Source organism: Pseudomonas sp. YH-1 (genome assembly GCF_051990045.1).
Classification (GTDB): domain Bacteria; phylum Pseudomonadota; class Gammaproteobacteria; order Pseudomonadales; family Pseudomonadaceae; genus Pseudomonas; species Pseudomonas nicosulfuronedens.
In genome coordinates this window covers 5,804,290-5,827,938 of record NZ_CP178184.1, presented here as the reverse complement: position 1 = coordinate 5,827,938, position 23,649 = coordinate 5,804,290, and the positions used below count along the sequence as shown (strand labels likewise).

The following is a 23,649-nucleotide window of genomic DNA, read 5'->3' as shown; positions in this document are numbered from 1 at the left end:
CACAGACCGATGGCCGAGTGGAATGCTCGCACATCATGCATCTCTATATAATGCGCGCACCGAAACGAAGGAGAAGTTCGTGACCGTCCTCGACATACAGTGGATTCGCGACGATGCCACCCTGGAGCGCAAGTGCCAGGACTGGAAAGAACTGCCGTACCTCGCGCTCGACACCGAGTTCATGCGTGTCGATACCTTCTACCCGGCCGCCGGGCTGGTGCAGGTTGGCGACGGCAGCGGCGTGTGGCTGATCGACCCGCTGCTGATCCGCGACTGGTCGCCGTTCGCTGCCGTGCTGGAATCGCCGGTGGTGGTCAAGGTGTTCCATGCCTGCGGCGAGGACCTGGAAGTCTTCCAGCGCCTGACCGGCAGCCTGCCGCAGCCGCTGTTCGACACCCAGTTGGCCGCCGCCTACCTGGGCATGCCGCATTCCATGGGCTACTCCAAGTTGGTGCTGGAAATCCTCGGCCTTGACCTGCCCAAGGATGAAACCCGCTCCGACTGGCTGCAGCGTCCGCTGACCGACATGCAGGTACGCTACGCCGCCGAGGACGTACAGCACCTGGCTGAGGTCTATGTGAAGCTCGCGCCGCGCCTGAGCGACGAGAAGCTGCAGTGGCTGCTGGCCGACGGCACCGACCTGACGAACAACCAGAGCCGTGTCAGCGACCCGCAGGAGGCTTACCTCGACGTCAAGCTGGCGTGGAAGCTCAATCGCCCACAACTGGCCGTGCTGCGCGAGCTGTGTGTCTGGCGCGAGGAGCAGGCGCGGTTGCGCAACAAGCCGCGCAACCACGTGCTGCGCGAGCACACCCTGTGGCCGCTGGCGCGCTTCCAGCCGGCCGACAAGGTTGCCCTGGCGCGTATTGACGACATGCACCCACGCACCGTGCGCCAGGATGGCGACACCCTGATCGCGCTGATGGCCCATGCGGCGAAGCTGCCCGAAGCGGTCTGGCCACAGACCCTGCCTGAGCCGCTGCCGCGCGAAATCACCCCGGTGCTGAAGAAGCTGCGCGAAGTCGGCCAGAAGCAGGCCGAGCGTCTGGAGATGGCACCCGAGCTGATGCTGCGCAAGAAGATTCTCGAGGCCTTGCTCAAGACTGGCTGGCCCAACGGCCCCTACCAACTGCCCGATTCGCTGCAAGGCTGGCGCCGCGAACTGATGGGGCAGGCCCTGCTGGACAGCCTGGCTGCCCAGACTCCCGAATAACATGGCCCACTCAATAACGCGGCCGACTCCATAACGCGGAAAGTACCGATATGAAACGCATCTGCTCCATCTACAAGAGTCCGCGCAAGAACGAGATGTACCTGTACGTCGACAAGCGCGAAGCCCTCAGCCGCGTGCCCGAGGCGCTGCTCGTCGCATTTGGCGCGCCGAAGCACACCTTCGATCTGGTCCTGAGCCCCGAGCGTCAGCTGGCCCGCGAAGACATCAACGTGGTACTGGAGAACATCGAGAAGCAGGGCTTCCACCTGCAAATGCCGCCGGCCGAAGACGAGTACATCGAGCATTTGCCCGAGGAGTTGCTGCGTCGAAACGATCCAGTCTGATCGCGACCGAATCGTCACTCCGCTCAGGCCGCGTCTACGCCCAGTGCTGGCACTGTGCAAATACGCGGCCTGAGCGCATTATGCGCGGAGAAATAGGGTTCAACGGAGCGGAACGCTTGGTCTCTGGCTGTGTCTATAGCCGCCTGACTTCCCTAGAACTGACGACGATTTCCCCAGGGAAGCTCCCTTGAAGCGAGTCAAGATGCGCCAGCCGGAAATGCTCCACCGCTCGAAGCGAGAGGCCTGACCATGCGCCTGCTCGTACTCGATCGCGAACACGCCCTCTACGCCGCCCTGCTGATGGCGGCCGAACCCCGGTTGACGGTGATCTCCGGCAACAACCCCGACACCCTGGTGGAAGCGGCGGCAGAGTGCCCTGTTTGGCTCGGCGAGCCCAACCTGGCCGCCCAACTGCTGCGTCAGGGCGTGCACCCGGTCTGGATCCAGTCCAGCTGGGCGGGCATCACCCCGCTGCTGGCTGACGACCTCCCCAAGGATTACGCCCTGACCCGCGCCGTCGGCATCTTCGGCCAGGTCATGACCGAATACCTGCTCACCTATATGCTTGCCCACGAACGCCAGTTCCTCGGCCGCCTGGCCAGCCAGGTCGGCGTGCAGTGGGATGACCGCGCGCCGGGTAGCCTCAGCGGCCGGCAGATCCTCATCGTCGGTACCGGCGAGATCGGCCAGGCCGTGGCGCACATGCTCGCGCCCTTTGGCGTGGATCTGGTTGGCGTGGCGAAGAACCCGCGCGCCCTGGTGCCGTTCGGCCGCATGGGCGGGCTGGATGACCTGCCGCGCCTGGCCGAAACCGCCGATTACGTGATCAACCTGCTGCCCGATACGCCGGAAACCGCGGATATCTACAATCTGGCGCTTTTCCAGCGGATGAAACCCACCGCTCTGTTCCTCAACGCGGGACGAGGCACTTCGGTGGTGGACGAAGACCTGGTCGCAGCGCTGGAAGCCAACCAGTTGGCCGGTGCGGTGATCGACGTCTGCCGCCAGGAGCCGCTGCCGGCTTCGCATCCGTTCTGGCACACGCCGCGCCTGCTGCTGACCGGCCACACCGCAGCGCCGACGCTGCCCAGCCTGCTGATCGACCTGTTCCGCGATAACCTCACGCGTTTCTGGGCGGGGCAGGCCATGCGTGGCGAGGTGGATTTCTCCCGCGGTTACTGACTGCTGTCGCGCCCATGAAAAAGGCCCCGATCGGGGCCTTTTCTTTTGGCTTTTCGTGGGAACGAGGTTGCTCGCCAACCTGCAAGGCACGGAGCTATACGGTTCGCGAGCAAGCTCGCTCCTACAGGTAGCATTAGAGCGAGAAATCACCCTCGGCCACGATTTCTGCCAGCGGGCGGCGGGCGTTTGGCACTTCGCGGGCCTGCAGGCTCTCTGAGAGGATCGACTTGTCGCCCAGCTTGCCGATGGCGATCACCGCGTGGATCTCATGGTCCGCCGGGACCTTCAGTTCGGTACGCGCCAACTCGCGGTCGAAGCCGGCCATGCCGTGGGTGTGCCAGCCGGCCAGGCTTGCCTGCAGGGCGAGGAAGCCCCAGGCGGAGCCGGTATCGAAGCTGTGCCACAGGGCGGGCTTCTCCTCGCTGGAGCCGGGCGGAGCGAAGGTGGTCTTGGACAGCACGACCACCAGTGCCGAAGCATGTTGTGCCCAGCCGCGGTTGAACTCGCCCAGCAGGTTCAGGTAGCGCTGCCAGTTCGGTGTGTCGCGCAGGGCGAAGAGGAAGCGCCAAGGCTGCGAGTTGAAGGAGGACGGCGCCCAGCGCGCGGCCTCGATGAAGCTCAGCAGGGTCTCTTGGGGAATGGCTTCGCCGTTGAAGGCACGGGGCGACCAGCGATTGATGAATTGCGGGTCGATGGGGTGCTCGGAAACGCGAGGATTGGCGCTCATGGTGGCTCCTTGAAGGGCGTGGAATCTGCCGATGGTGCCGTGGTCGGCCGGGCATCGCGGTGGGAACGGGCGCCTGGTGTGGCGTGCGGCACTGGTAGAAGGCACCCGTGGGTCGGTCAAACTAACCAGCGCGGCCCGCTCTGGCAAGCGCTGCGCGGTCAATGGTCGCCTGCACTTGGCCTGCGAGCGCGGCGGGCTTAGACTTTGCGCCCCGTGAAATTGCCCCTGTACAAAAAATGGCCGCCAAAGTAGAGCCCTTCTGGAAACGCAAGACCCTCGATCAGCTCGACCAGGAAGAGTGGGAGTCGCTGTGCGACGGCTGCGGCCTGTGCTGCCTGCAGAAGCTGGAAGACGAGGACGACGGCGCCGTCTACTACACGCGCATCGCCTGCAAGCTGCTGGACCTGAAGACCTGCCGCTGCACCGACTACGCCAACCGCCGCGCCAGCGTGCCCGACTGCATCCAGCTCACCCCGGCCCAGGCCGACGAGTTCCAGTGGCTGCCGCCGACCTGCGGCTATCGCCTGGTCTCCGAAGGCAAGGACTTGCCGCTCTGGCACCACCTCGTCTGCGGTGATCCGGATGCGGTGCACCACGAGCGCATCTCGCAGTCCGGACGCATGCTCGCCGAGGGCTCGGTGCCCGAAGACGACTGGGAAGAACACCTGATCTTCCGCGCCGGCTGAGCCTTCCGTCGCTCTGGGCGCCCATGGCATGCTGCGCGTCTTCCGCCCCGGAGCCGCGCCATGCCCAGCCTCGAAAGCCTCAGTCTGTTCTTCATCGCCACCCTTGCGCTCAACCTCACGCCCGGCCCGGACATGCTCTACGTCGCCTCGCGTTCGGCCGCTCAGGGCACGGCGGCCGGCCTGATGTCGACGCTCGGGATCGGCGCCGGCTGCGTGGTGCACATGCTGGCTGCGGCGTTCGGGCTGTCGGCGCTGCTGATGATGTCCAGCGTGGCCTTCGGCGTTCTCAAGTGGTTGGGTGCGCTCTACCTGGTCTGGCTCGGCGTGCAGTTGATCCGGGGCGCCTGGCGTGAGCAGAAGCGCACGGAGCTTGAGCCCGCGCGCCTGAGCCGGGTGTTCCTGCAGGGCATGATGGTCAACGTGTTCAATCCCAAGGTGGCGCTGTTCTTCCTCGCTTTCCTGCCGCAGTTCGTGCCCGCCGGTAGCCCGAACTTCGTGCTGCAGATCCTCTGCCTCGGCCTGCTGTTCAACCTCGGCGGCTGCCTGGTGAACGCCGTGGTGTCGGTGGTTGCCGGGCGCGTCGGCAACCGTGTGGGCAGCAATCCGTCCTGGCGGCGCTGGCAGCAGACTGCCTCGGGTGGGCTGATCGTCGCCATGGGTGTCGGCCTGGCATTCAGCAGCCGGCGCTGATTCACACTCAGGCCGGTGCGCGCAGCCAGTAACAGGCTTCCTCACCGGTCAGCGGTGCTTCTTCCTCCGGCAGCTCCACGCGCCTCTCCCACAGCGGGAACCAGCGCTCGTCCTTCTCGTCGTCGATGGTCGGCGGGCGCACCTTGGTGCGCAAGCGCCGTTCGCAGGCGCCCCATTGCACGAAGTTGACCTGTGCTTCGATCAGGCTCACGGGGTTGGCGCCGCCGCGTGCGTCAGGGAAGCAGAGTTGCAGGTGGTCGTCTTCCCAGAAGCAGATCTCGCAGATTTCGTACGACCCTGGCGGGTCGCCGAAACTGAAGTAGCCGCAACAGGGGCAGGTATAGAGCATCAGGCGTTGCCTTCGATGCCCAGCACCTTGAACAGGAAGGCGTATTCCAGTGCCACGTCCTTCAGGCCCTGGTAGCGGCCGCTCATACCACCGTGGCCGGCGCCCAGGTCGGTCTTGAGCAATAGCAGGCGGTCGTCGGTCTTGCTCACGCGCAGCTTGGCCACCCACTTGGCGGCTTCCCAGTACTGCACGCGGCTGTCGTTGTAGCCGGCTACTACCAGCAGGGCAGGGTAGTCCTGCGCGCTGACGTTCTCGTAGGGCGCATAGGCGCGGATGCGCTCGTAGACCTCCGGCTCCTGCGGGTTGCCCCACTCGTCGTACTCGGTGACGGTCAGCGGCAGGTCGGGGTTGAGCATGCTGTTGAGCACGTCGACGAAGGGCACTTCGGCGATGGCCGCGGCGAACAGCTGCGGGCGTTGGTTGAGCACCGCGCCGATCAGCAGACCACCGGCGCTGCCGCCGCTGATCGCCAGCTGTGCCGGGGTGCAGTAGCCGTGGCTGAGCAGGTGTTCGGCGCAGGCGATGAAGTCGCTGAAGGTGTTCTGCTTGTGTTCCAGCTTGCCGGAGCGGTACCAGGCTTCGCCCAGCTCGCCGCCGCCGCGCACGTGGGCGATGGCGAAGACGAAGCCGCGCTCCAGCAAGCTCAGGCGGGCATGGGAGAACCAGGGGTCGAGACTCTCGCCGTAGGCGCCGTAGCCATAGAGGTAGAGCGGCGCCGGCTTGCCCCGTGCGATGTCTTCCAGTACCTCGCGGCGACCGACCAGGCTGATCGGCACCTGCACGCCATCGGCGGCTTCGGCCCAGAGGCGGCGGCTTTCGTAGGTATCGGCGTCGAACGGGCCTTCCACCGGAGTTTGCTTGAGGACTTCCTGTTCGCCGCTGGCGAGGTCCAGCTGGCGGATCTGTGCCGGACGGTTCAGCGCCTCATAGCGCAGGCGGATCACCGTGCTGTCGAACTCCAGGCTGTCCTGCACATAGAGGTTGTAGGCGGCGTCCGGCAGGTCGACGCGGTGCGCCGGTTGGCCGTGCGGGTGGACTTCGACTATCGGCAGGCCGCCCTCGCGCAGGCTCAGGGTCAGGGCGCTGGCGCTCAGGGTCAGGCCTTCGAGCATCACGTCGTCGCGATGGCCGATCAGTTCGCGCCAGTGCTCGCGGGACGGCTGTGCCTCGCTGGCGTGGTAAAGGGCGAAGTTGATGCCGGTCTGGTTGCTGCGGATCAGCCAGGCCCAGTCACCCTCAAGGCGACCGTGGTCCGGGTAGTACTCGTGGCCCTCCTCGCGCGGGGCCAGGCAGACGAACTCGCCTTGCGGCTTGTTGGCATCCAGCACCCAGGCTTCGCTGGTGGTCTTGCTGTTCAGCAGCAGGATCAGTTGACGCTCGGAGCTGGCGCGGTAGCAGTTGAGGAAGAAACGCCCGTCGGGCTCCTCGAAGATCAGTTGCGCACCGCTGTCGCCCAGACGGTGGCGATAGAGCTTGTGCGGTCGATGGGTGTCGTCCAGCTCGCCAAAGAACAGGGTGCGGTTGTCGTTGGCCCAGGTCATGCTGCCGTCGCAGTCGTCGAAGGGCAGGGTGGTCACGCTGCCGTCAGCCAGTTCCTTCACGTAGAGGGTGTAGATCTCGTCGCCACTGGTATCCAAGCTGTAGGCCAGCTTCGAATGATCGGGGCTGATGCTGAAGGCGCCGACCGACAGGAAGCCGTCGCCAGCCAGTTCGTTGGGGTCCAGCAACAACTGCTCGGCGCTCTCCTCGACGGTCAGCGAACCATCGGCTGGGCGAGGGCTGCGGTAATGACGTGGGTACTCGTCGCCGGCTGTGGTGCGCTGGTAGTAGAGCCAGGGACCCCAGGGCGTGGGCAGCGACAGGTCGGTCTCGCGGATGCGGCCCTTGATCTCCTGGAAGAGTGTTTCGCGCAGTTTTGTCTGAGGAAGAAGCTGATCTTCCAGGTAGGCATTTTCTGCTTTCAGGTAGTCGAGGACATCTTCGGCGTCGCGGTTCTCCAGCCAGGCATAGGGATCGGCGGCGGCCTCGCGGCGGGCGATGGGGGGCTGGCGGTCGGTCATGGCGAATCCTCGGCGGCGGCATGGATGACGCCTGGCTGCGCACCCACGGGGAAAAGGAGCTATCATACGCACCCCTCTGTCGACACCGCACGTACGCACGCGCATGAACGAACACGATTACACGCTTGCCTGGGGCGCCTATATCGCCGCCGGCCTTGGCCTGACCCTGGTCTGGTTCCTGATGACCGGCTGGATGTGGCGCTGGCTGCGCGAGCCGCTGCGGGTGATCGTCATCGTCCTGCTGTTCACACCGACCCCGGTGGACCCGGCGAACAACCTGTACGCCCCGGCGATCGCCATCACCGCACTGGATGTGGTGTTCAAGGTCGGCAACAACGCCTGGCGCGCCGTCTCCGACCTTGCTCTGGTGCTGCTGGCGGCGTTTGGTGTGTACCTGCTGTTCGTGCTCATCCGCTGGCCGCTGGAGCGTTCGCTGAAGAAACGCCGCCAGGACAAGGAAGCCGAAGACGAGCCGACCCTGCGCCAGCTGATGCAGCCTGAGCTGGTCGAGGGCGTGGACGCTCATCCCAGTGAGCGGCGCGACAACCGCGCGCGGATCGAACCGCGTCTGTAGTCCAGCCTTGCGTCCTGCCCCGCACGCGTCCAGCATGAACTGAACGGCCTTTCGAGGAGTTCCCATGGACTGCGTGTTCTGTGCCATCGCGGCCGGTCGCGTGCCGGCCCGTATCCTCTACGAAGACGATCATTTCATCGTGCTGCTGGACATCTACCCGCTGCGCCCCGCACACCTGCTGCTGGTGGCCCGCGAGCACGCGACCTTCCTGCACCAGCTCTCCGAGGCGGCGCAGCAGGACCTGATCCCGCTGGCCGAGCGCATGGAGCGTGTGTTGCGCCGTGCCGGCTACGGGCGGGTCGGCATCAACCTGCTGGTCAATGACGGCCCCGCGGCCAACCAGCACGTCCCACATTTTCATCTGCACCTTATCCCGCGTGAGCTGAGTGATCTGCCGGCCCTGCTGCTGCGCACGCTCACGCGGTTCCTGCCGCTGGGGCGGAAAAGGATGCAGAATCGCCTGGAACGCGAGCTGCATCAGCTGCGCGAGGCACTGATGGAGGAGAACTGATTCATGTGCGAGTTGCTCGGCATGAGCGCCAACGTCCCGACGGACATCGTCTTCAGCTTCACCGGGCTGATGCAGCGCGGCGGCGGCACCGGCCCGCACCGTGACGGCTGGGGCATCGCCTTCTACGAAGGGCGAGGCGTGCGGCTGTTCCAGGATCCGTCCGCCAGTGTCGACTCGGAAGTCGCGCGGCTGGTACAGCGCTACCCGATCAAGAGTGAGGCAGTGATCGGCCACATCCGCCAAGCCAACGTCGGCCAGGTCTGCCTGTCCAACACTCACCCGTTCGTGCGCGAAATGGGTGGGCGTTACTGGACCTTTGCCCACAACGGCCAGCTCGCCGACTTCCATCCCGAGCCCGGCTTGTATCGCGCGGTGGGCGATACCGACAGCGAAGCGGCCTTCTGTGACTTGCTCAACCGCGTGCGCCGCGCCTTCCCCGAGCCGGTGCCGGTGGAAGTACTGCTGCCCACGCTAGTGACCGCGTGTGCGTCCTACCGCGAGAAGGGTGTGTTCAACTGCCTGCTCAGCGACGGCGACTGGCTGTTCACCTTCTGTTCGACCAAGCTGGCCTGGATCACCCGCCGCGCGCCATTTGGTCCGGCACGCCTGCGCGATGCCGACGTCACCGTGGACTTCCAGTCGGAAACCACACCCAACGACGTGGTCACGGTGATCGCCACTGAACCGCTGACCGATAACGAGAACTGGACCCGGATGCAGGGCGGCGAATGGATGCTCTGGTGGCGTGGCGAGATCGTCACCCAGGGCCGCATCTGATCGGGACGTGAAGCATTCCCGGAATGCCGGTGCGGCAAACGGGAGAATCCGGCGGCGCCTTGCGCATCCATAAGAACGAAGGGGAAAAGAATGCTGCGCAGCTATGTACGCATGGTGCTGTTTGCACTGGGGCTGATGGTCGCGGTCCAGGTGCCGGGCTTCATCAAGGATTATGCGCAACGCGTCGACGCCCATCGCATCGAGGCGGCCCAGGCGCTGCAGGGCTTCAAGGACACTTCAGGACAGTTCTTCAAGGGCGACCTGGGTGCTCTGGTGGCGCATTACCGCGGTAGTGCAGACCCGGTATTCCAGCGCGACGCCGACAACATCGAGCGCCTGATGCGCCGCGCCCAGCTGTTCGAGAACGAATGGCAAGTCCTGCAGGGCAACTGGTACCAGCGCGCCCTGCACATGGTGACCGCGCCCAACCAGGAGCTGCTGCGGGAGACCTACGAGAACTATCGCTACCAGGTGGTGCTGGAGCCCGAGGCCATTGGCTGGGCACTGGCCGGCGGTTTGCTGCTGGCGTGGATCGCCGAGGTCCTGATGGCTTCGGTGGCTGCCCTGGTGGGCCTGGGCGACAACCGTCGCGCTTCGCGGCGCCACTGGAACTGAACTTCGACGGCTCGTCGTAGGAGCGAGCTTGCTCGCGAGCCGGTATCAGCCCGACGTGTCGATGTCAGGTGGGACGCCGTTGTTCGCGAGCAAGCTCGCTCCTACAGGTTGGCCTGACGCCCCAAGGCTTCCTCCGGCGATTCGTGGCGGCGGTAAGGGAATACATCGATGACCTTCCCCGCTCGAATCTGCTCCTGCAGCTCCTTCCAGTAGTCCGCGTCGAACAGGTTGCCGTGCAGCTTGGCGAACTGCCGGCGCAGTTTCAGGTCGACGAACAGGAAGCGCGGGAACTCCTCCGGGAACACATCCATCGGCCCCACCGAGTACCAGGGCTCGGAGGACATCTCGTCCTCCTCGTAGCGCGCCGGGGGGATGTGGCGGAAATGTACTTCGGTGAGGTAGCAGATCTCGTCGTAGTCGTAGAACACCACGCGGCCATGGCGGGTGACGCCGAAGTTCTTCAGCAGCATGTCGCCGGGGAAGATGTTCGCCGCCGCCAGTTGCTTGATTGCCAGCCCGTAGTCGTACAACGCTTCGTGCACCTGAGCCTCGGTGGCGTGCTCCAGATAAAGATTCAGCGGGGTCATGCGGCGCTCGGTCCAGCAGTGGCGGATCAGCACTACGTCACCTTCCAGCATCACGGTGGACGGCGCGACGTCCAGCAGCTCCGTCAGGCACTCGGGGTCGAACTTGCTCACCGGGAAGCGGAAATCGGCGAACTGCTGGGTGTCGGCCAGGCGCCCGACGCGGTCGTGGTTCTTCACCAACTGGTACTTCTGGATCACCGTGGCGTGGTCCACGGTCTTGGCCGGGTTGAAGTTGTCCTTGATGATCTTGAACACGGTGTTGAAGCCCGGCAGGGTGAACACGCTCATCACCATGCCGCGCACGCCCGGGGCCATCACGAAGCGGTCGTCGGTGGTCGCCAGGTGGTTGATCAGCGCGCGGTAGAACTCGCTCTTGCCCTGCTTGTAGAAACCGATGGAGGTGTACAGCTCGGCGATGTGCTTGCCCGGCAGCAGGCGCTTGAGGAAGGCCACCATCTCCGCTGGCACTGGCGCATCGACCATGAAGTAGGAGCGGGTGAAGGAAAAGATGATCGAGACTTCCGCCTCGTCGGTGATCACCGTATCGAACTGGATGCCGCGCCCCTCGTGGTGCACCAGCGGAAATACCAGCGGCCACTGTTCTTCCGGGGTGAACAGGCGGCCCACCAGGTAGGCGCCCTTGTTGCGGTAGAACACCGAACCGATCAGCTCGATGGTCAGGGTCGGGTCCTTGCACACCCAGTCCGGCAGGTTGGCGTGCAACAGGTGGTCCATGCGTTCGAGGTCGCGTTCGCGGTCGTCGTAGTCCACGGCGAACCGGTAGTCGTCGAAGATGCTTTCCAGCGCCTGGCGCAGCTTGCCGCCAGGGCGGTAGATGCGCGTATGCGGATCACGCGAATGGGCGCGCAGCGAGGGGCGGGTGGTGTGCACGAACATCGTGCCGTCGCTGATGTTGTCGTGGCTGAACAGGCCGCAGAAGATCGAGTTGAACCAGGTTTCCGCCAGTTCGTCATCGAGCCGCGGGTCGATCAGGGTGATGTAGGCGCTCTTGGCAATCGGCCAGCGCTCTACGTCCACCAGGTCGATGCCGGCCATGGTTCGGGTCAGGCGGCCCACGGTCTCGGCGACCATTTCCTCGTACAGTTCGATGCGTTCAGCGGAGGCGCGCTGGGCCTCCTGCCACTGGGCCTGCTCGAAACGCGCGGGCGCCCCGGCGGTGATCTGGTGGAACTTCGCGCGGTAGTCGTCGAAGCCTTCGAGGATCAGGGTCGCGATTTCGGTCGCCGGCCAGTGCTGAGCCATGGGAGCGCCTCTGCTGGGTTCTGGTGCAGCGAGCTTAGCCAGGGGAAACGGTGAGGGAAAGGGCGATCTCGCCGGAGGATCGTTGGCGATTTCCCGTGAAATTAACGCGTATGCTGACCGGCCACGCTCTTGGATAAGGAGCCCTGGAAAAAGACCCTTCGGCAAGGAGCCGGTACGCAATGGAAGACTTTCGCATCGAGCGCTGCACCGAGCAGCACATCAACGGACTTGCGGCCCTCTACAACGATCCGGCCGTGGCCCGTCAGGTGCTGCAGATGCCATACCAGGCACCGGAGCTGTGGCGCAAGCGGCTGGTGCTGGACGACGAGCGCCGCATCACGTTGATGGCGATGCACCAGGACCAGGTCATCGGCAGTGCCAGCCTCGAGCAGTACCCGCGTGTGCGCCGCAGTCAATGCGGCAGCATCGGCATGGGTGTCGCCGTGGCTTGGCAGGGACGCGGAGTCGGCACACGGCTGCTGGCTGCACTGATGGAGGTGGCCGATAACTGGATGGGCCTGCGTCGCGTCGAGCTGACCGTCTATACCGACAATGCGCCGGCCATCGCGCTGTACCGCAAGTTCGGTTTCGAGGTGGAAGGCACGCTGCGTGAATTCGCCCTGCGCGACGGTGTTTATGCCGACGTACTGAGCATGGCCCGCCTGCGCCGCATCTGACGGTGGACTTTGAAAGTCAGCTATGGATGGATGGTGTTCGCCACCGGCGTAGGCTGGTGGCTTACCTGCCCTGGAGCTTTTCGCGATGAATCCCGCTGCTCTGCTGAATATGTTCGGGCTGGCCGCCATCTGGGGCGCCAGCTTCCTGTTCATGCGCCAACTGGTGCCCGCTATCGGCGTAATGCCAACGGCCTTCTTCCGTGTCGTGCTGTCGGCACTGGGGCTGGTGGTGATCATGCTGGTCCTGCGCACGCGCTGGGACTTTCGTGGCAAGCTCGCACGCATCCTGCTGATCGGCGTGATCGCCTCCGGCATCCCGGTGCTGATGTACAGCCTGGCGGCGCAGTTCCTGCCAGCGGGATATTCGGCCATCTTCAACGCCACCACGCCGCTGATGGGCGTGCTGATCGGTTCGCTGTTCTTCGGTGAGGCACTGACTGGCGGCAAGGCTCTTGGTGTGCTGCTGGGGCTGGCGGGCGTTGCGGTGCTGACCCGCGCCGGGCCCGTGCCCTTCGATACCCAGGTGCTCTGGGGGGCCGCTGCCTGCCTGGTGGCGACGACCTGTTACGGCTTTGCCGGCTATTTCACCAAGCGCTGGATCAACGACCAGGGCGGGCTGGACTTCGCCGTCTCGGCCCTGGGCAGCCAGACCGGTGCAACCCTGTGCCTGCTGCCGTTCTTCCTCGGCACCAGCCTGGACATGCCGCTGGCGCCGCTGAGCGAGCCGAAGATCCTGCTGGCACTGGCCGGGCTGGGCTTCCTCTGCACGTCCTTCGCCTACGTCCTGTACTTCCGTCTGCTGGCCAGCATCGGTCCGCTGAAGACCATGACGGTGACCTTCCTGATTCCGCCCTTCGGCGTGTTCTGGGGCGTGCTGCTGCTGGATGAGTCGCTGTCCTGGGCGCACCTGCAGGGCGGCGTGCTGATCGCCCTGGCGCTGTGGCTGGTGCTGCGGCCGGCGCCGGTGGCGAAGGTGGAGGCGGCGGGGTGATGGCTACGGATATTCCCTGACAGTTTGTGCCGACGGGTTTCCCTCTCCCCAGCCCTCTCCCTGAAGGGAGAGGGAGTTGTCCTCTGCGAGCTGTACGCCCGAGTTCTTCCGGTGTTGGCAGGACCGCTCTGACCTTCCAGGCAGCGCAGAACAGTCCCCTCTCCCTGAAGGGAAAGGGTTAGGGAGAGGGCGCAGGCCCCACGGTGGACTACCCGTTATCCACCGCTTGTGCGTTTTCAGCTGCCCGTGCCGGGGCTGCCTGGCGAAACACCAGCATCAACCCCACCACGATCAGCCCCATGCCCAGCAGGCCGAGGACGGACAGGCGATTGCCGAACACCAGGTAATCCATCAGCGCCGTGACCGCCGGCACCAGGTAGAACAGGCTGGTGACGTTGACCAGATTGCCCGCCGCGATCATCCGGTAGAGCAGTACCGTGGCCAGCACCGAGACCATCAGGCCCATCCACAGCGCACTGAGGATGAACGCGGCGTTCCACTCCACGTGCAGCGGCTGGAAGGGCGCAACGGCAATGCACAGCAAAAGCCCGGCGCTGTATTGCAGGGGCAGGGTGCCCAAGGGGTTCTCGCGGATGTTCTTCTGCAGGATCGAACCGCCGGTGATCGACAGCAACGCCAGCAGGCAGCAGGCCAGCCCGGCGAAGGTCAGGCCCGACAACCCGATGCTCTGGTAGACCACCATCACCAACCCGATCAGGCCCAGCGCGAGGCCGCCCAGGCGTGGAGCCGAATGCCGGCGTTCAAGCAGGAAGCTGGTCAACATGGGCTGCACGCCCAGCACGGTGGCGATGACGCCGGGAGTGACGTGCAGGTCCAGCGCCATCAGGTAGAAAATCGGGTAGATGCCCAGCATCACCAAGCCGGTGAGCACGGCGTGGCGCACCTGTTTGCGTTCGCGCGGCCAGCGCAGGCCGATCAGTGGCGAGAGGATCAGCAGCGCCACCAGTGCGGTACCGAATCGGGCGATGAGGAACACCATTGGCGAAGCATGGGCCAGGCCCCACTTGCTGATAATGGCGGCGCTGCTCCACAGCAGCACGAACAGGGAGGTGCTGGCCAGGCCGGCCAGGGAAGAACGGTTGAGCGAAATCATGCAATACACCTGTCGTCAGGCAGATCACGACCGGCCTTCGAGGGCCGGACACATACCGGGAGCCGCGTCAGTGACGCGCGGAAAACCAGGCGGTGAAAAACGTGTGTGGCGTCAGAAGCTCACGCCGGGTGGCGGGTAGGCCGCACCGGGAGGCGGAGGCGACGCGACTGCAACGACAGGAGGGGGAGGGCAGGCCGCGCCCGCACCCGCGCCGCAAGCCGGGGAGGCTGCAACGTTGATTGCCGGAACGGGCAATGGGTATCGGGACATGGAAGGCGAACCTGTTCAGTGGGGCAGCAACTGTGCTGCGTGGACTGACTATAGCGAGCTTCTTGCGTCGAGGCGAGCCTGGTGCGAGTCACGCGGCAAAGCGCGATTCCTGCGACGAAATACGACAACGCGCGGCCGGGGCCGCGCGTTGTCAGGCAAGGGTGATGCTTACTTGCCGGTCTTGATGGTGTTCCAGGTGCGGGTACGCACGCGGTCGATCTTCATCGGCATGGATTCGAGGGCGAACAGCTTGGCCATCTTGTCCTGCGGCGGGTAGATCGCCGGGTCGGCCTTGATCGCCTTGTCCACCAGCGGATCGGCTGCCAGGTTGCCGTTGGCGTAGTGCACGTAGTTGCTCACGCCGGCCATGACTTCCGGACGCAGCAGGTAGTTCATGAAGGCGTAGGCGGCTTTCTCATCCGGCGCGTCGTTGGGCATGGCGACCATGTCGAACCACAGCGGCGAGCCTTCCTTCGGCGTGGAATACTGGATTTCCACGCCGTTCTTGGCTTCCTTGGCGCGGGTGGCGGCCTGCAGGATGTCGCCGGAGAAGCCGACAGCCACGCAGATCTCGCCGTTGGCCAGGTCGCTGACGTACTTGGAGGAGTGGAAGTAGCGGATGTACGGACGCACCTTGAGCAGTGCTTCCTCGGCCTTCTTGTAGTCATCCAGCTTCTGGCTGTGATGCGGCAGGCCCAGGTAGTTCAGGGTGATCGGCAGCAGCTCCGGGCCGTTGTCCAGCACCGCTACGCCACACTTGGCCAGCTTCTCCATGTACTCGGGCTTGAAGAAGATGTCCCAGGAGTCGATCGGCGCGTTGTCGCCCAGCACTTCCTTGATCTTCGCCGGGTTGTAGCCGATGCCGGTGGTGCCCCACAGGTAGGGGAAGCCGTGCTCGTTGCCCGGGTCGTTCACTTCCAGCGCCTTCATCAGCACCGGGTTGAGGTTCTTCCAGTTCGGCAGCTGGCTCTTGTCCAGCTTCTTCAGCGCGCCGGCCTGGATCTGCTTGGCCATGAAGTGGTTCGACGGCACCACGATGTCGTAACCGGATTTGCCGGTCATCAGCTTGCCATCGAGGGTCTCGTTGCTGTCGTAGACGTCATAGGTCGCCTGGATGCCGGTTTCCTTGGTGAAGGTCGGCACGGTGTCCGGGGCGATGTAGTCGGACCAGTTGTAGATCTTGACGCTGTCGGCCTGGGCGGCGCCGGCGGCAACGGAGAGGGAGAGTGCAAGGGTGGAGAGCAACGGGGCGGAAATTTTCATTCTTGTGTTCCTGACAACGGTGCGGAAAGCCCGGGCCATCCGCGAAAGATGGGCGACGCTTCGTCGCGGGCTGGGCAAGAATTAACCATTTTGCCGGAACATGGCGAGGGGCCATGGCTGCCTGCGGGTCCGCAGACAGCGCCTGTGACCCGAGCCGCACCGATTCGGAACGGCTGGTAGGAATCCGCCCCGCAGAGAGGCGGAATAGAGCTTACTGGACCAGTTCCTGGTCCTCGAACAGGCCGTCGAACAGCATGCTGGAGAGGTAGCGTTCGCCCGAGTCCGGCAGCACGACGACGATGGTCTTGCCCTGCATGTTCGGTTCTTCGGCGAGCTTCACCGCGGCGGCCATGGCGGCGCCGCTGGAGATGCCACAGAGGATGCCTTCTTCCTGCATCAGGCGCAGGGCCATGGCCTTGGCGTCATCGTCGGTGATGGTCGCAACGCGGTCGACCAGCGACAGGTCGAGGTTCTTCGGCACGAAGCCGGCACCGATGCCCTGAATCTTGTGCGGGCTGGGCTTGACCTCTTCGCCGGCCAGGGTCTGGCTGATCACCGGCGAACTGACCGGCTCCACGGCGACCGACAGGATCGGCTTGCCCCTGGTGTTCTTGATGTAGCGCGACACACCGGTAAGGGTACCGCCGGTGCCGACGCCGGCCACCAGCACATCCACCGCACCATCGGTGTCGTTCCAGATTTCCGGGCCGGTGGTCTTCTCGTGGATCGCCGGGTTCGCCGGGTTGTCGAACTGCGCCGGCATGAAGTACTTCGCCGGGTCGCTGGCGAGGATTTCCTCGGCCTTGGCGATGGCGCCCTTCATGCCCTTGGCTGGCTCGGTCAGCACCAGTTCGGCGCCCAGGGCCTTGAGTACCTTGCGGCGCTCCAGGCTCATCGAGGCCGGCATGGTCAGGATCATCTTGTAGCCGCGGGCAGCGGCGACGAAGGCCAGGCCGATGCCGGTGTTGCCGGAGGTCGGCTCGACGATGGTCATGCCCGACTTCAGGCGGCCACTGGATTCGGCGTCCCAGATCATGTTGGCGCCGATCCGGCACTTCACCGAGTAACCCGGATTGCGGCCTTCGATCTTGGCCAGGATGGTGACGCCGCGCGGGGCGATGCGGTTGATCTGGACCAGCGGCGTATTGCCGATGGACTGCGCGTTGTCGGCGAAAATGCGGCTCATGATGCGTTCCTTAGGTTCGGAGCTGTGCAGACCCAGCAGCCTATGCCCGGCGGGCTTCGTCGTCCAGTCGGCGCACCCGTCTCAGTCGGGCTGCGCGTCGCTGAAGATGGCCTCGATGGGCAGCCCGAAAACCCGCGCTATACGAAAGGCCAGCGGCAGGCTGGGATCGAACTTGCCACTCTCGATGGCGATCACGCTCTGCCGCGAAACCTGCAGTTGCAGGGCGAGGTCCTGCTGGCTCCAGCCGTGCTCGGCACGCAGCTCCTTGAGGCGATTGTGCATGTTTCGTCCTCAGGCAAAGCGCCGGCGCAGCAGCACCACGGCGATGCCATAGGCCGCCCAGAACAGCGGGAAGGCGAGGATCACCGGGAAGCGTGGCCAGGCGGCGTACTGCTCCAGGAAGCCCCAGGCGCTGAACAGCCCGACCACCACGCCGCCGGCCAGCATGGCAGCGCGAGACAGCAGGAAACGGAGGAATTCGTCCGGCTCGCTGCGCAGGTAGCGGTCGAACACGTAAAGCATCGCCAGTAGCGGCAGCGCCGGAGAGGCAGCGGCGAGGACACGCAGGGCATAAGGCAGCTGCTGCAGGTCCAGGCCCCAGCTGATCAGCGCGACCAGGGCGGAATAGATGAACATCAGGGCGGCGCAGGACAGGGTGTAGCGGCGCAGGGCGGGATTCATCGCGGGCTCCTTGTGATGTAAGGTAAACTTAACATCTGGAATTCTTCGATGTAAAGTAAACTTGTCATCGTCAGGCCATTTGCGATCAGTCACCCCCTGACCCGCCATTCAATGACTGAATGCCGCGTCTGCGTTCACACTCGCCTCGGGTGCGCGGTATAGTCGCAGCTTGTCCGACCATTCGCCCGGCCCGGCAGAACGCCCGGCCCGCTATCGTTCGAGGATTCACCGATGAAGTTCGAAGGCACCCAGTCCTACGTCGCCACCGACGACCTCAAGCTGGCGGTCAACGCCGCCATCACGCTGCAGCGCCCGCTGCTGGTGAAAGGCGAGCCGGGCACCGGCAAGACCATGCTCGCTGAGCAGTTGGCGGAGTCCTTCGGCGCCAAGCTGATCACCTGGCACATCAAGTCCACCACCAAGGCCCACCAGGGCCTTTACGAGTACGACGCGGTCAGCCGCCTGCGCGACTCGCAGCTGGGCGTGGACAAGGTCCACGACGTGCGCAACTACATCAAGAAGGGCAAGCTCTGGGAGGCCTTCGAGGCCGAGGAGCGCGTGATCCTGCTGATCGACGAGATCGACAAGGCCGACATCGAGTTCCCCAACGACCTGTTGCAGGAACTCGACAAGATGGAGTTCTTCGTTTACGAGACCAACGAGACCATCAAGGCCAAACAGCGCCCGATCATCATCATCACCTCCAACAACGAAAAGGAGCTGCCGGACGCCTTCCTGCGCCGCTGCTTCTTCCACTACATCGCCTTCCCCGACCGCGAGACCCTGCAGAAGATCGTCGACGTGCACTACCCCAAGATCAGCGGCACGCTGGTCAGCGAAGCGCTGGATATCTTCTTCGACGTGCGCAAGGTGCCGGGCCTGAAGAAGAAGCCCTCCACCTCCGAGCTGGTGGACTGGCTGAAGCTGCTGATGGCCGACAACATCGGCGAAGCCGTGCTGCGCGAGCGCGACCCCACCAAGGCCATCCCGCCGCTGGCTGGCGCCCTGGTGAAGAACGAGCAGGATGTGCAGCTTCTTGAGCGCCTTGCTTTCATGAGCCGCCGCGCTTCGCGCTGATCTACGAATCTGCTCTTTTGTAGGAGCGAGCTTGCTCGCGAACCCTGTGAACTTCGCAAAGAGCTTCGCGAGCAAGCTCGCTCCTACGAAGAGCATCCGCTTTACGAGAGGGTGCAGCCATGCTGCTCAACCTGTTCAACGAAATGCGCGCGGCCAAGGTGCCGGTGTCGGTGCGCGAGCTGCTCGACCTGATCGATGCGCTCAAGCACCGTGTCGTGTTCGCCGACATGGACGAGTTCTACTACCTCGCCCGCACCATCATGGTGAAGGACGAGCGCCATTTCGATAAGTTCGACCGGGCCTTCGGCGCCTACTTCAAGGGCCTGGAAAAGCTCGATGACCACCTCAAGGCGTTGATCCCCGAGGAGTGGCTGCGCAAGGAATTCGAGCGCCTGCTGACCGACGAGGAGCGTGCGCAGATCCAGTCGCTCGGCGGTCTGGACAAGCTCATCGAGGAGTTCAAGAAACGCCTGGAAGAGCAGAAGGAACGCCACGCCGGCGGCAACAAGTGGATTGGCACCGGCGGTACCAGCCCGTTCGGCTCCGGCGGCTTCAACCCCGAGGGCATCCGCGTCGGCGACGCCGGCAAGCGCCAGGGCAAGGCCGCCAAGGTCTGGGACCAGCGCGAGTACAAGAACCTCGATGATCAGGTCGAGCTGGGCACGCGCAACATCAAGATTGCCCTGCGCCGCCTGCGCAAGTTCGCCCGCGAGGGCGCGGCGGAAGAGCTGGACATCGACGGCACCATCGACCACACCGCCAAGGATGCCGGCCTGCTCAACATCCAGATGCGCCCCGAGCGCCGCAACACCGTGAAGCTCCTGCTGCTGCTGGATATCGGCGGCTCCATGGATGCCCACGTGAAGGTCTGCGAGGAGCTGTTCTCGGCCTGCAAGACCGAGTTCAAGCATCTGGAGTACTTCTACTTCCACAACTTCATCTACGAATCGGTGTGGAAGAACAACCTGCGCCGCTCCAGCGAGCGCACCGCCACCTTCGACCTGCTGCACAAGTACGGGCCGGACTACAAGGTAGTGTTCGTCGGCGACGCCGCCATGGCGCCCTACGAGATCACCCAGGCCGGCGGCAGCGTCGAACACTGGAACGAAGAGGCCGGCTACGTCTGGATGCAGCGCTTCATGGAGAAGTACAAGAAGCTCATCTGGATCAATCCGTACCCGAAGGACACCTGGAACTACACCGCCTCCACGGGCCTGGTGCGCGAGCTGGTGAAGGAACAGATGTTCCCGCTGACCCTGAGTGGCCTGGAAGAGGGCATGCGCTTCCTCTCTCGCGGTTAACTCCACGGCGATTGAGCATCAGGACGGTGCGCCCGCACCGTCCTGTGTCCGCAAAGGTAACCCCGCCATTGGGTGGAATCGCTTCCGCCCGACATCCCAAGCCCCGTAACATAGGGATCGATCCGGCCACGCTGGGTGGCCGGCACGCAACTTGCCTGCTCCTGACCTGCGCCTGTCGCGGTAACACCCGGCGGCGCGCCGTAGCGTCTACGATGGGCATCGAATGAATCCTCTGACCTTCTCCCGCTCCACCTGGCTCAACTCCCTGCACATGACCTCGCTGACCGTCGCGCTGATGGAGTCCGAGGGGCACAGCCGCGAGTCCATCCTCGAGGGCAGTGGCATCACCGGCGATGACCTGCTCGACCTGCGTCGGCTGGTCAGCCCCTGGCAGGAGCAGCAGGTCTTCGGCAACGTGCAGAACCTCGCGGGCGAGCCGGCCCTCGGCCTGCGACTGGGCGTGCGCACACGGATCACCGCATACGGGCTGCTGGGGTATGCGCTGATCTCCGCGCCGACCCTGGGTGAAGCGCTGCGTATCGGCCTGAGCTATCCGGTGCTGCTGGGCACCTATTTCCACCTCGCGCTGGAAGTGGACGGCGACATGGCCTGGCTGGTCGCCACCGGCTATGGCGAAGAGGAGGAGCTGCGCCCGTTCAATACCGAACTGTGCCTGGGTTCGCTGAAGGTGGCCTGCGCCGACCTGCTCGGCCAGCCGTTGCCGCTGGTGCGCGCCGAGTTCGACTACGAAGGCCCGGTCGATCGTCGCGCGGCGTACGCCACGTTGTTTGGTTGCCAGTTGAGCTTCAATTGTTCGCGCAGCGCCATCGGCTTCCCCGCCAGTTGGCTCGACATGCGCTTGCCACTGGCCGACGCCGTGACCCACCGCGAGATGCTCGAACAGTGCCGCCGCCAGAACATCGATCTGGCCGCACGCCGCGCCTGGCTGGACAAGGTCCGCGCGATCCTTGGCGAACGCCTGCAGGAGCCGCCGGGCCTGGAAGAACTGGCGCGTCGCCTCAACTGCTCCTCGCGCAGCCTGCGCCGCCACCTGCAGCAACAGCAGACCAGCTACCAGCAACTGCTCGACGAACTGCGCTTCGCCCGCGCCAAGGAACTGCTGCAGGGCGGCGATATGCCGATCTACCGCATCGCCGAGGAACTGGGCTTCAGCGAAACCGCCAGCCTGCGCCACGCCTTCCAGCGCTGGAGCGGCCAGCCGCCGAGTCACTTCCGCGCATAAACCGCCGCGGGTGAAATCCGGACGCGCTTGTCTCAGATCAAGGAGCCGGCCGGTCCGACAGGCATAGCCTTCAGGAATCCCACAAGGAAACCACCGAGGGCCTGACCATGGCCAAGAAATTCCCGCTCAACCCGCCGCACCCCGAACGCATCTGCTGGGGCTGCGACCGCTATTGCCCGGCGACCAACCTGGCCTGCGGCAACGGCGCGGACCGCACCATGCACCCGGCCGAGATGCTCGGCGATGACTGGTACCTGTTCGGCGACTGGGGCATCGAGGCGCCGAAAACCATTCCCGCGGTGCAGCTGGAGCCTTCCAGCTAAAGCACACCCGCGCCGTTGCGGCGCCGGCTAAAGTAAAAAGCGCGCATTCCCTCCCCGGAATGCGCGCTTTTTCGTCATCAGCCCTTGGCGGGGGTGATGCCGTAGATCTTCTGGAAGCGGGCGATCAGGCCGACCGGCTTCTTCTCTTCCTTCTGCATCAGGTAGACCACGCGCTCGCCGTTGGGGCCGCTGGCAATTTCGGTGTGGCGGAAGATCGGCTCGCCCAGGCCATTCATGTCGACCATGTCACCGTAGCGCTGGGCCACGTAGATCACGCCTTCCTGGCGAATTTCGCCGTAGAAGCCGGCGGCCGGCGGCAGGCTCTGCTTGAGGAACTGGTAGCCGGCGATCTTCTTCACGTCCTTGCCCTGGTCCTCGGCGCGCACCACCAGCACGATGTCCTGGCCGAACTTGTCCTTCTCGCCGACGGCCTTGGTGTGCTCGGTCTTGCCGGTCACCAGGTAGTCGCGATAGACGGTGGCGTCGTCGAATACATAAAGGGTCGACTCGGTACGCACCAGGTACCAGTCGTCATTGTTGGGCGTGGCTTCCTTGCTGGCCACCGGTGCCTGGGCGGCGCAGCCGGCGAGGGCGGCGGCGAGCAGGGCGATGGATGCGGCAGTGTTGGCTTTCTTGTTGAACATCTCGGGGGCTTCCCTGGGTTGAAAGCCTGCGAGTTTCAACGGGCCACATAACGGATTGATGACGGCGAAATGACGAATTGTTTCCGAGCTACAGCGCCCGGAATCCGGGCGCTGTAGCTGATCGGTGAGGCGTTATGGACGGGCTTCGAGAATGAGGTTGAACGGCGTTTCGGCGGCCCGGCGGAAGCGGCTGAAACCGGCTTCCTCGAACACCTGGCGCAGACGCGCTTCGCCGGCCTGGGCACCCAGCCCCAGCCCGACCTCCTGGGACAGCGAGTTGGGTGTGCAGATGAAGGTCGAGGCGGCATAGAACAGCCGGCCGACCGGGTTCTGATTGTCGTCCAGCTGGTCATTGGCGAAGGGTTCCACCAGCAGCACCGTGCCGTCCGGCTTGAGGGCCTGGCGTGCGTGCTGCGCGGCGCCCACCGGGTCGCCCATGTCGTGCAGGCAGTCGAAGAAGCAGATCAGGTCGTAGTCGTTGCCGGGGTAGTCCTTGGCGCTGGCGCGCTTGAAGCTGGCGCGCTCGGAGACTTCGGCCTGGCCGGCGCGCTGGTTGGCGACGTCGATGGACGGCTGGTGGTAGTCGAAGCCGACGAAGCTCGAACTCGGGAAAGACTGCGCCATGACGATGGTGGAGGCACCGTGGCCGCAACCGACGTCGGCGACCCGCGCGCCGCGTTCGAGCTTGCCGACCACATCTTCCAGGGCTGGCAGCCACTCGGCGACCAGATGGGCGCGGTAGCCGGGGCGGAAGAACTTCTCGGTGCCGGAGAACATGCAGGGATGGTGATCGCCCCAGGCCAGGCCGCCGTCCCCGCGCATGGCGGCGACCAGCTTGTCCTTGTCGTGGTAGAGCGCGGCGACCACGGAAGCGCCGCCGGCGACGTAGACCGGCGAGTCCTCGATAGCCAGGGCCATGGCCTGCTCCTCGGGCAGGCGGAAGTTGCCGTCCTGGTGCTCCATGTAGCCGGATGCGGCGTGGGCGCTGAGCCATTCGCGCAGCAGGCGGGCATTGCAGCCGCTGCGCTCGGCCAGTTGCGTCGGGCTCAGCCACTGGCCGTCGGCCATGGCTTTGTAGAGGCCCAGTTCTTCGCCCAGGATGATGTTGGCGAGCATCGCCGCACCCCCCATGTCGGTGACCAGCTTACCCATGAATTCGTTGAGTCTGGCTTCGTCCATCGCGCGATCTCCCCTGCGAAGCCACCGGGCAATGCCGCGGTGGCCAACCGTGATTGAGGGACGGCAGGGGGCGCGTGCGGCCCTTGCCGCGACGGGCGCCGGCCAAAGGCGGGCTCAGGGCG

General features: G+C 64.8%; 26 protein-coding genes. 15 read left to right on the top strand and 11 right to left on the bottom strand.

The window, feature by feature from the left end:
- Positions 1-22: 22 nt before the first annotated feature.
- The 3 genes from rnd to ACKI1H_RS26605 all read left to right on the top strand — a co-directional run bounded on the left by rnd (position 23) and on the right by ACKI1H_RS26605 (position 2,739).
- The gene (gene rnd, locus ACKI1H_RS26615; RefSeq protein WP_138520399.1) at positions 23-1,213 is read left to right on the top strand and encodes a ribonuclease D; all 1,191 of its coding nucleotides are present in this window, start codon (positions 23-25) and stop codon (positions 1,211-1,213) included.
- A 50-nt stretch (positions 1,214-1,263) separates the two neighbouring features.
- Positions 1,264-1,557 (top strand): YcgL domain-containing protein, encoded by a 294-nt coding sequence (locus ACKI1H_RS26610; protein ID WP_138520400.1) that lies wholly within the window; start codon positions 1,264-1,266, stop codon positions 1,555-1,557.
- A 249-nt stretch (positions 1,558-1,806) separates the two neighbouring features.
- Positions 1,807-2,739, top strand: coding sequence for a D-2-hydroxyacid dehydrogenase (locus ACKI1H_RS26605; RefSeq protein ID WP_138520401.1), 933 nt, complete (start codon positions 1,807-1,809; stop codon positions 2,737-2,739).
- Between the two features lie 133 nt (positions 2,740-2,872).
- On the opposite strand, the gene ACKI1H_RS26600 is transcribed toward ACKI1H_RS26605, so the two are convergent.
- Positions 2,873-3,466, bottom strand: coding sequence for a nitroreductase family protein (locus tag ACKI1H_RS26600; RefSeq protein WP_054907202.1), 594 nt, complete (start codon positions 3,464-3,466; stop codon positions 2,873-2,875).
- A 236-nt stretch (positions 3,467-3,702) separates the two neighbouring features.
- Here ACKI1H_RS26600 and ACKI1H_RS26595 point away from each other — a divergent pair, with 236 nt between their 5' ends.
- Positions 3,703-4,152 carry a YcgN family cysteine cluster protein gene (locus ACKI1H_RS26595; protein ID WP_138520402.1) on the top strand — a complete coding sequence of 150 codons (450 nt, stop codon included), beginning with the start codon at positions 3,703-3,705 and terminating at the stop codon, positions 4,150-4,152.
- Between the two features lie 60 nt (positions 4,153-4,212).
- Positions 4,213-4,842 (top strand): LysE family translocator, encoded by a 630-nt coding sequence (locus ACKI1H_RS26590; protein ID WP_138520403.1) that lies wholly within the window; start codon positions 4,213-4,215, stop codon positions 4,840-4,842.
- 7 nt (positions 4,843-4,849) lie between these two features.
- Here the strand turns inward: ACKI1H_RS26590 and ACKI1H_RS26585 are convergent, their stop codons facing one another.
- Both ACKI1H_RS26585 and ACKI1H_RS26580 read right to left on the bottom strand, forming a co-directional pair.
- Positions 4,850-5,191, bottom strand: coding sequence for a CPCC family cysteine-rich protein (locus ACKI1H_RS26585; protein WP_440466833.1), 342 nt, complete (start codon positions 5,189-5,191; stop codon positions 4,850-4,852).
- Positions 5,191-7,251: a S9 family peptidase gene (locus tag ACKI1H_RS26580; RefSeq protein ID WP_440466832.1), complete on the bottom strand. Its 2,061-nt coding sequence runs from the start codon at positions 7,249-7,251 to the stop codon at positions 5,191-5,193. Before ACKI1H_RS26580 ends, ACKI1H_RS26585 begins: the two co-directional genes overlap by 1 nt.
- A gap of 103 nt (positions 7,252-7,354) precedes the next feature.
- Here ACKI1H_RS26580 and ACKI1H_RS26575 point away from each other — a divergent pair, with 103 nt between their 5' ends.
- The 4 genes from ACKI1H_RS26575 (at position 7,355) to ACKI1H_RS26560 (ending at position 9,728) form a co-directional block, all read left to right on the top strand.
- Positions 7,355-7,825 (top strand): MFS transporter, encoded by a 471-nt coding sequence (locus ACKI1H_RS26575; RefSeq protein WP_440466831.1) that lies wholly within the window; start codon positions 7,355-7,357, stop codon positions 7,823-7,825.
- A 64-nt stretch (positions 7,826-7,889) separates the two neighbouring features.
- Entirely contained in the window at positions 7,890-8,336 is a 447-nt protein-coding gene (locus ACKI1H_RS26570; RefSeq protein WP_138520407.1) for an HIT family protein, read from the top strand.
- Between the two features lie 3 nt (positions 8,337-8,339).
- Positions 8,340-9,113 (top strand): class II glutamine amidotransferase, encoded by a 774-nt coding sequence (locus tag ACKI1H_RS26565; RefSeq protein ID WP_138520408.1) that lies wholly within the window; start codon positions 8,340-8,342, stop codon positions 9,111-9,113.
- A 90-nt stretch (positions 9,114-9,203) separates the two neighbouring features.
- Complete coding sequence (locus ACKI1H_RS26560; protein ID WP_440466830.1) at positions 9,204-9,728, top strand: DUF2937 family protein; 525 nt, start codon at positions 9,204-9,206, stop codon at positions 9,726-9,728.
- Positions 9,729-9,829: 101 nt separating this feature from the next.
- Here ACKI1H_RS26560 and aceK read toward each other — a convergent pair whose 3' ends face one another.
- Positions 9,830-11,578: a bifunctional isocitrate dehydrogenase kinase/phosphatase gene (aceK, locus tag ACKI1H_RS26555; protein WP_440466829.1), complete on the bottom strand. Its 1,749-nt coding sequence runs from the start codon at positions 11,576-11,578 to the stop codon at positions 9,830-9,832.
- Positions 11,579-11,757: 179 nt separating this feature from the next.
- Here aceK and ACKI1H_RS26550 point away from each other — a divergent pair, with 179 nt between their 5' ends.
- Together ACKI1H_RS26550 and ACKI1H_RS26545 are read left to right on the top strand one after the other, a co-directional pair.
- A complete protein-coding gene (locus ACKI1H_RS26550; RefSeq protein WP_440466828.1) occupies positions 11,758-12,255 on the top strand; it encodes a GNAT family N-acetyltransferase in 498 nt (165 codons plus the stop codon).
- Between the two features lie 85 nt (positions 12,256-12,340).
- Positions 12,341-13,246, top strand: coding sequence for a DMT family transporter (locus ACKI1H_RS26545; protein ID WP_440466827.1), 906 nt, complete (start codon positions 12,341-12,343; stop codon positions 13,244-13,246).
- Positions 13,247-13,454: 208 nt separating this feature from the next.
- Here the strand turns inward: ACKI1H_RS26545 and ACKI1H_RS26540 are convergent, their stop codons facing one another.
- The 5 genes from ACKI1H_RS26540 to ACKI1H_RS26520 form a co-directional block, all read right to left on the bottom strand.
- Positions 13,455-14,360, bottom strand: a complete 906-nt coding sequence (locus ACKI1H_RS26540; protein ID WP_440466826.1) for a DMT family transporter — start codon at positions 14,358-14,360, stop codon at positions 13,455-13,457.
- Between the two features lie 438 nt (positions 14,361-14,798).
- Positions 14,799-15,893 carry a polyamine ABC transporter substrate-binding protein gene (locus tag ACKI1H_RS26535; protein WP_045212354.1) on the bottom strand — a complete coding sequence of 365 codons (1,095 nt, stop codon included), beginning with the start codon at positions 15,891-15,893 and terminating at the stop codon, positions 14,799-14,801.
- A 211-nt stretch (positions 15,894-16,104) separates the two neighbouring features.
- The gene (gene cysK, locus ACKI1H_RS26530; RefSeq protein ID WP_138520414.1) at positions 16,105-17,079 is read right to left on the bottom strand and encodes a cysteine synthase A; all 975 of its coding nucleotides are present in this window, start codon (positions 17,077-17,079) and stop codon (positions 16,105-16,107) included.
- A gap of 81 nt (positions 17,080-17,160) precedes the next feature.
- On the bottom strand, positions 17,161-17,361 hold the full coding sequence (locus tag ACKI1H_RS26525; protein ID WP_138520415.1) for a helix-turn-helix transcriptional regulator: 201 nt from the start codon (positions 17,359-17,361) through the stop codon (positions 17,161-17,163).
- Positions 17,362-17,370: 9 nt separating this feature from the next.
- Complete coding sequence (locus ACKI1H_RS26520) at positions 17,371-17,760, bottom strand: hypothetical protein (protein ID WP_052969551.1); 390 nt, start codon at positions 17,758-17,760, stop codon at positions 17,371-17,373.
- Between the two features lie 231 nt (positions 17,761-17,991).
- On the opposite strand from ACKI1H_RS26520, the gene ACKI1H_RS26515 reads away from it, so the two are divergent.
- The 4 genes from ACKI1H_RS26515 (at position 17,992) to ACKI1H_RS26500 (ending at position 21,704) form a co-directional block, all read left to right on the top strand.
- Positions 17,992-18,837: an AAA family ATPase gene (locus tag ACKI1H_RS26515; protein ID WP_015476360.1), complete on the top strand. Its 846-nt coding sequence runs from the start codon at positions 17,992-17,994 to the stop codon at positions 18,835-18,837.
- Positions 18,838-18,956: 119 nt separating this feature from the next.
- Complete coding sequence (locus ACKI1H_RS26510) at positions 18,957-20,138, top strand: vWA domain-containing protein (protein WP_015476361.1); 1,182 nt, start codon at positions 18,957-18,959, stop codon at positions 20,136-20,138.
- 223 nt (positions 20,139-20,361) lie between these two features.
- Positions 20,362-21,381: an AraC family transcriptional regulator ligand-binding domain-containing protein gene (locus ACKI1H_RS26505; RefSeq protein ID WP_440466825.1), complete on the top strand. Its 1,020-nt coding sequence runs from the start codon at positions 20,362-20,364 to the stop codon at positions 21,379-21,381.
- Positions 21,382-21,488: 107 nt separating this feature from the next.
- Positions 21,489-21,704: a DUF3079 domain-containing protein gene (locus ACKI1H_RS26500; protein ID WP_138520417.1), complete on the top strand. Its 216-nt coding sequence runs from the start codon at positions 21,489-21,491 to the stop codon at positions 21,702-21,704.
- 77 nt (positions 21,705-21,781) lie between these two features.
- Here ACKI1H_RS26500 and ACKI1H_RS26495 read toward each other — a convergent pair whose 3' ends face one another.
- Both ACKI1H_RS26495 and ACKI1H_RS26490 read right to left on the bottom strand, forming a co-directional pair.
- The gene (locus tag ACKI1H_RS26495; RefSeq protein WP_138520418.1) at positions 21,782-22,348 is read right to left on the bottom strand and encodes a hypothetical protein; all 567 of its coding nucleotides are present in this window, start codon (positions 22,346-22,348) and stop codon (positions 21,782-21,784) included.
- Between the two features lie 132 nt (positions 22,349-22,480).
- Positions 22,481-23,527, bottom strand: coding sequence for a class I SAM-dependent methyltransferase (locus ACKI1H_RS26490; RefSeq protein ID WP_440466824.1), 1,047 nt, complete (start codon positions 23,525-23,527; stop codon positions 22,481-22,483).
- Between the last annotated feature and the right edge of the window lie 122 nt (positions 23,528-23,649).

What these genes read in the sequence shown, in the direction of transcription:
- rnd (WP_138520399.1), top strand. Translation starts at nt 23, where the DNA reads ATGCTCGCACATCATGCATCTCTATATAATGCGCGCACCGAAACGAAG.
- ACKI1H_RS26610 (WP_138520400.1), top strand. Translation starts at nt 1,264, where the DNA reads ATGAAACGCATCTGCTCCATCTACAAGAGTCCGCGCAAGAACGAGATG.
- ACKI1H_RS26605 (WP_138520401.1), top strand. Translation starts at nt 1,807, where the DNA reads ATGCGCCTGCTCGTACTCGATCGCGAACACGCCCTCTACGCCGCCCTG.
- ACKI1H_RS26600 (WP_054907202.1), bottom strand. Translation starts at nt 3,466, where the DNA reads ATGAGCGCCAATCCTCGCGTTTCCGAGCACCCCATCGACCCGCAATTC.
- ACKI1H_RS26595 (WP_138520402.1), top strand. Translation starts at nt 3,703, where the DNA reads ATGGCCGCCAAAGTAGAGCCCTTCTGGAAACGCAAGACCCTCGATCAG.
- ACKI1H_RS26590 (WP_138520403.1), top strand. Translation starts at nt 4,213, where the DNA reads ATGCCCAGCCTCGAAAGCCTCAGTCTGTTCTTCATCGCCACCCTTGCG.
- ACKI1H_RS26585 (WP_440466833.1), bottom strand. Translation starts at nt 5,191, where the DNA reads ATGCTCTATACCTGCCCCTGTTGCGGCTACTTCAGTTTCGGCGACCCG.
- ACKI1H_RS26580 (WP_440466832.1), bottom strand. Translation starts at nt 7,251, where the DNA reads ATGACCGACCGCCAGCCCCCCATCGCCCGCCGCGAGGCCGCCGCCGAT.
- ACKI1H_RS26575 (WP_440466831.1), top strand. Translation starts at nt 7,355, where the DNA reads ATGAACGAACACGATTACACGCTTGCCTGGGGCGCCTATATCGCCGCC.
- ACKI1H_RS26570 (WP_138520407.1), top strand. Translation starts at nt 7,890, where the DNA reads ATGGACTGCGTGTTCTGTGCCATCGCGGCCGGTCGCGTGCCGGCCCGT.
- ACKI1H_RS26565 (WP_138520408.1), top strand. Translation starts at nt 8,340, where the DNA reads ATGTGCGAGTTGCTCGGCATGAGCGCCAACGTCCCGACGGACATCGTC.
- ACKI1H_RS26560 (WP_440466830.1), top strand. Translation starts at nt 9,204, where the DNA reads ATGCTGCGCAGCTATGTACGCATGGTGCTGTTTGCACTGGGGCTGATG.
- aceK (WP_440466829.1), bottom strand. Translation starts at nt 11,578, where the DNA reads ATGGCTCAGCACTGGCCGGCGACCGAAATCGCGACCCTGATCCTCGAA.
- ACKI1H_RS26550 (WP_440466828.1), top strand. Translation starts at nt 11,758, where the DNA reads ATGGAAGACTTTCGCATCGAGCGCTGCACCGAGCAGCACATCAACGGA.
- ACKI1H_RS26545 (WP_440466827.1), top strand. Translation starts at nt 12,341, where the DNA reads ATGAATCCCGCTGCTCTGCTGAATATGTTCGGGCTGGCCGCCATCTGG.
- ACKI1H_RS26540 (WP_440466826.1), bottom strand. Translation starts at nt 14,360, where the DNA reads ATGATTTCGCTCAACCGTTCTTCCCTGGCCGGCCTGGCCAGCACCTCC.
- ACKI1H_RS26535 (WP_045212354.1), bottom strand. Translation starts at nt 15,893, where the DNA reads ATGAAAATTTCCGCCCCGTTGCTCTCCACCCTTGCACTCTCCCTCTCC.
- cysK (WP_138520414.1), bottom strand. Translation starts at nt 17,079, where the DNA reads ATGAGCCGCATTTTCGCCGACAACGCGCAGTCCATCGGCAATACGCCG.
- ACKI1H_RS26525 (WP_138520415.1), bottom strand. Translation starts at nt 17,361, where the DNA reads ATGCACAATCGCCTCAAGGAGCTGCGTGCCGAGCACGGCTGGAGCCAG.
- ACKI1H_RS26520 (WP_052969551.1), bottom strand. Translation starts at nt 17,760, where the DNA reads ATGAATCCCGCCCTGCGCCGCTACACCCTGTCCTGCGCCGCCCTGATG.
- ACKI1H_RS26515 (WP_015476360.1), top strand. Translation starts at nt 17,992, where the DNA reads ATGAAGTTCGAAGGCACCCAGTCCTACGTCGCCACCGACGACCTCAAG.
- ACKI1H_RS26510 (WP_015476361.1), top strand. Translation starts at nt 18,957, where the DNA reads ATGCTGCTCAACCTGTTCAACGAAATGCGCGCGGCCAAGGTGCCGGTG.
- ACKI1H_RS26505 (WP_440466825.1), top strand. Translation starts at nt 20,362, where the DNA reads ATGAATCCTCTGACCTTCTCCCGCTCCACCTGGCTCAACTCCCTGCAC.
- ACKI1H_RS26500 (WP_138520417.1), top strand. Translation starts at nt 21,489, where the DNA reads ATGGCCAAGAAATTCCCGCTCAACCCGCCGCACCCCGAACGCATCTGC.
- ACKI1H_RS26495 (WP_138520418.1), bottom strand. Translation starts at nt 22,348, where the DNA reads ATGTTCAACAAGAAAGCCAACACTGCCGCATCCATCGCCCTGCTCGCC.
- ACKI1H_RS26490 (WP_440466824.1), bottom strand. Translation starts at nt 23,527, where the DNA reads ATGGACGAAGCCAGACTCAACGAATTCATGGGTAAGCTGGTCACCGAC.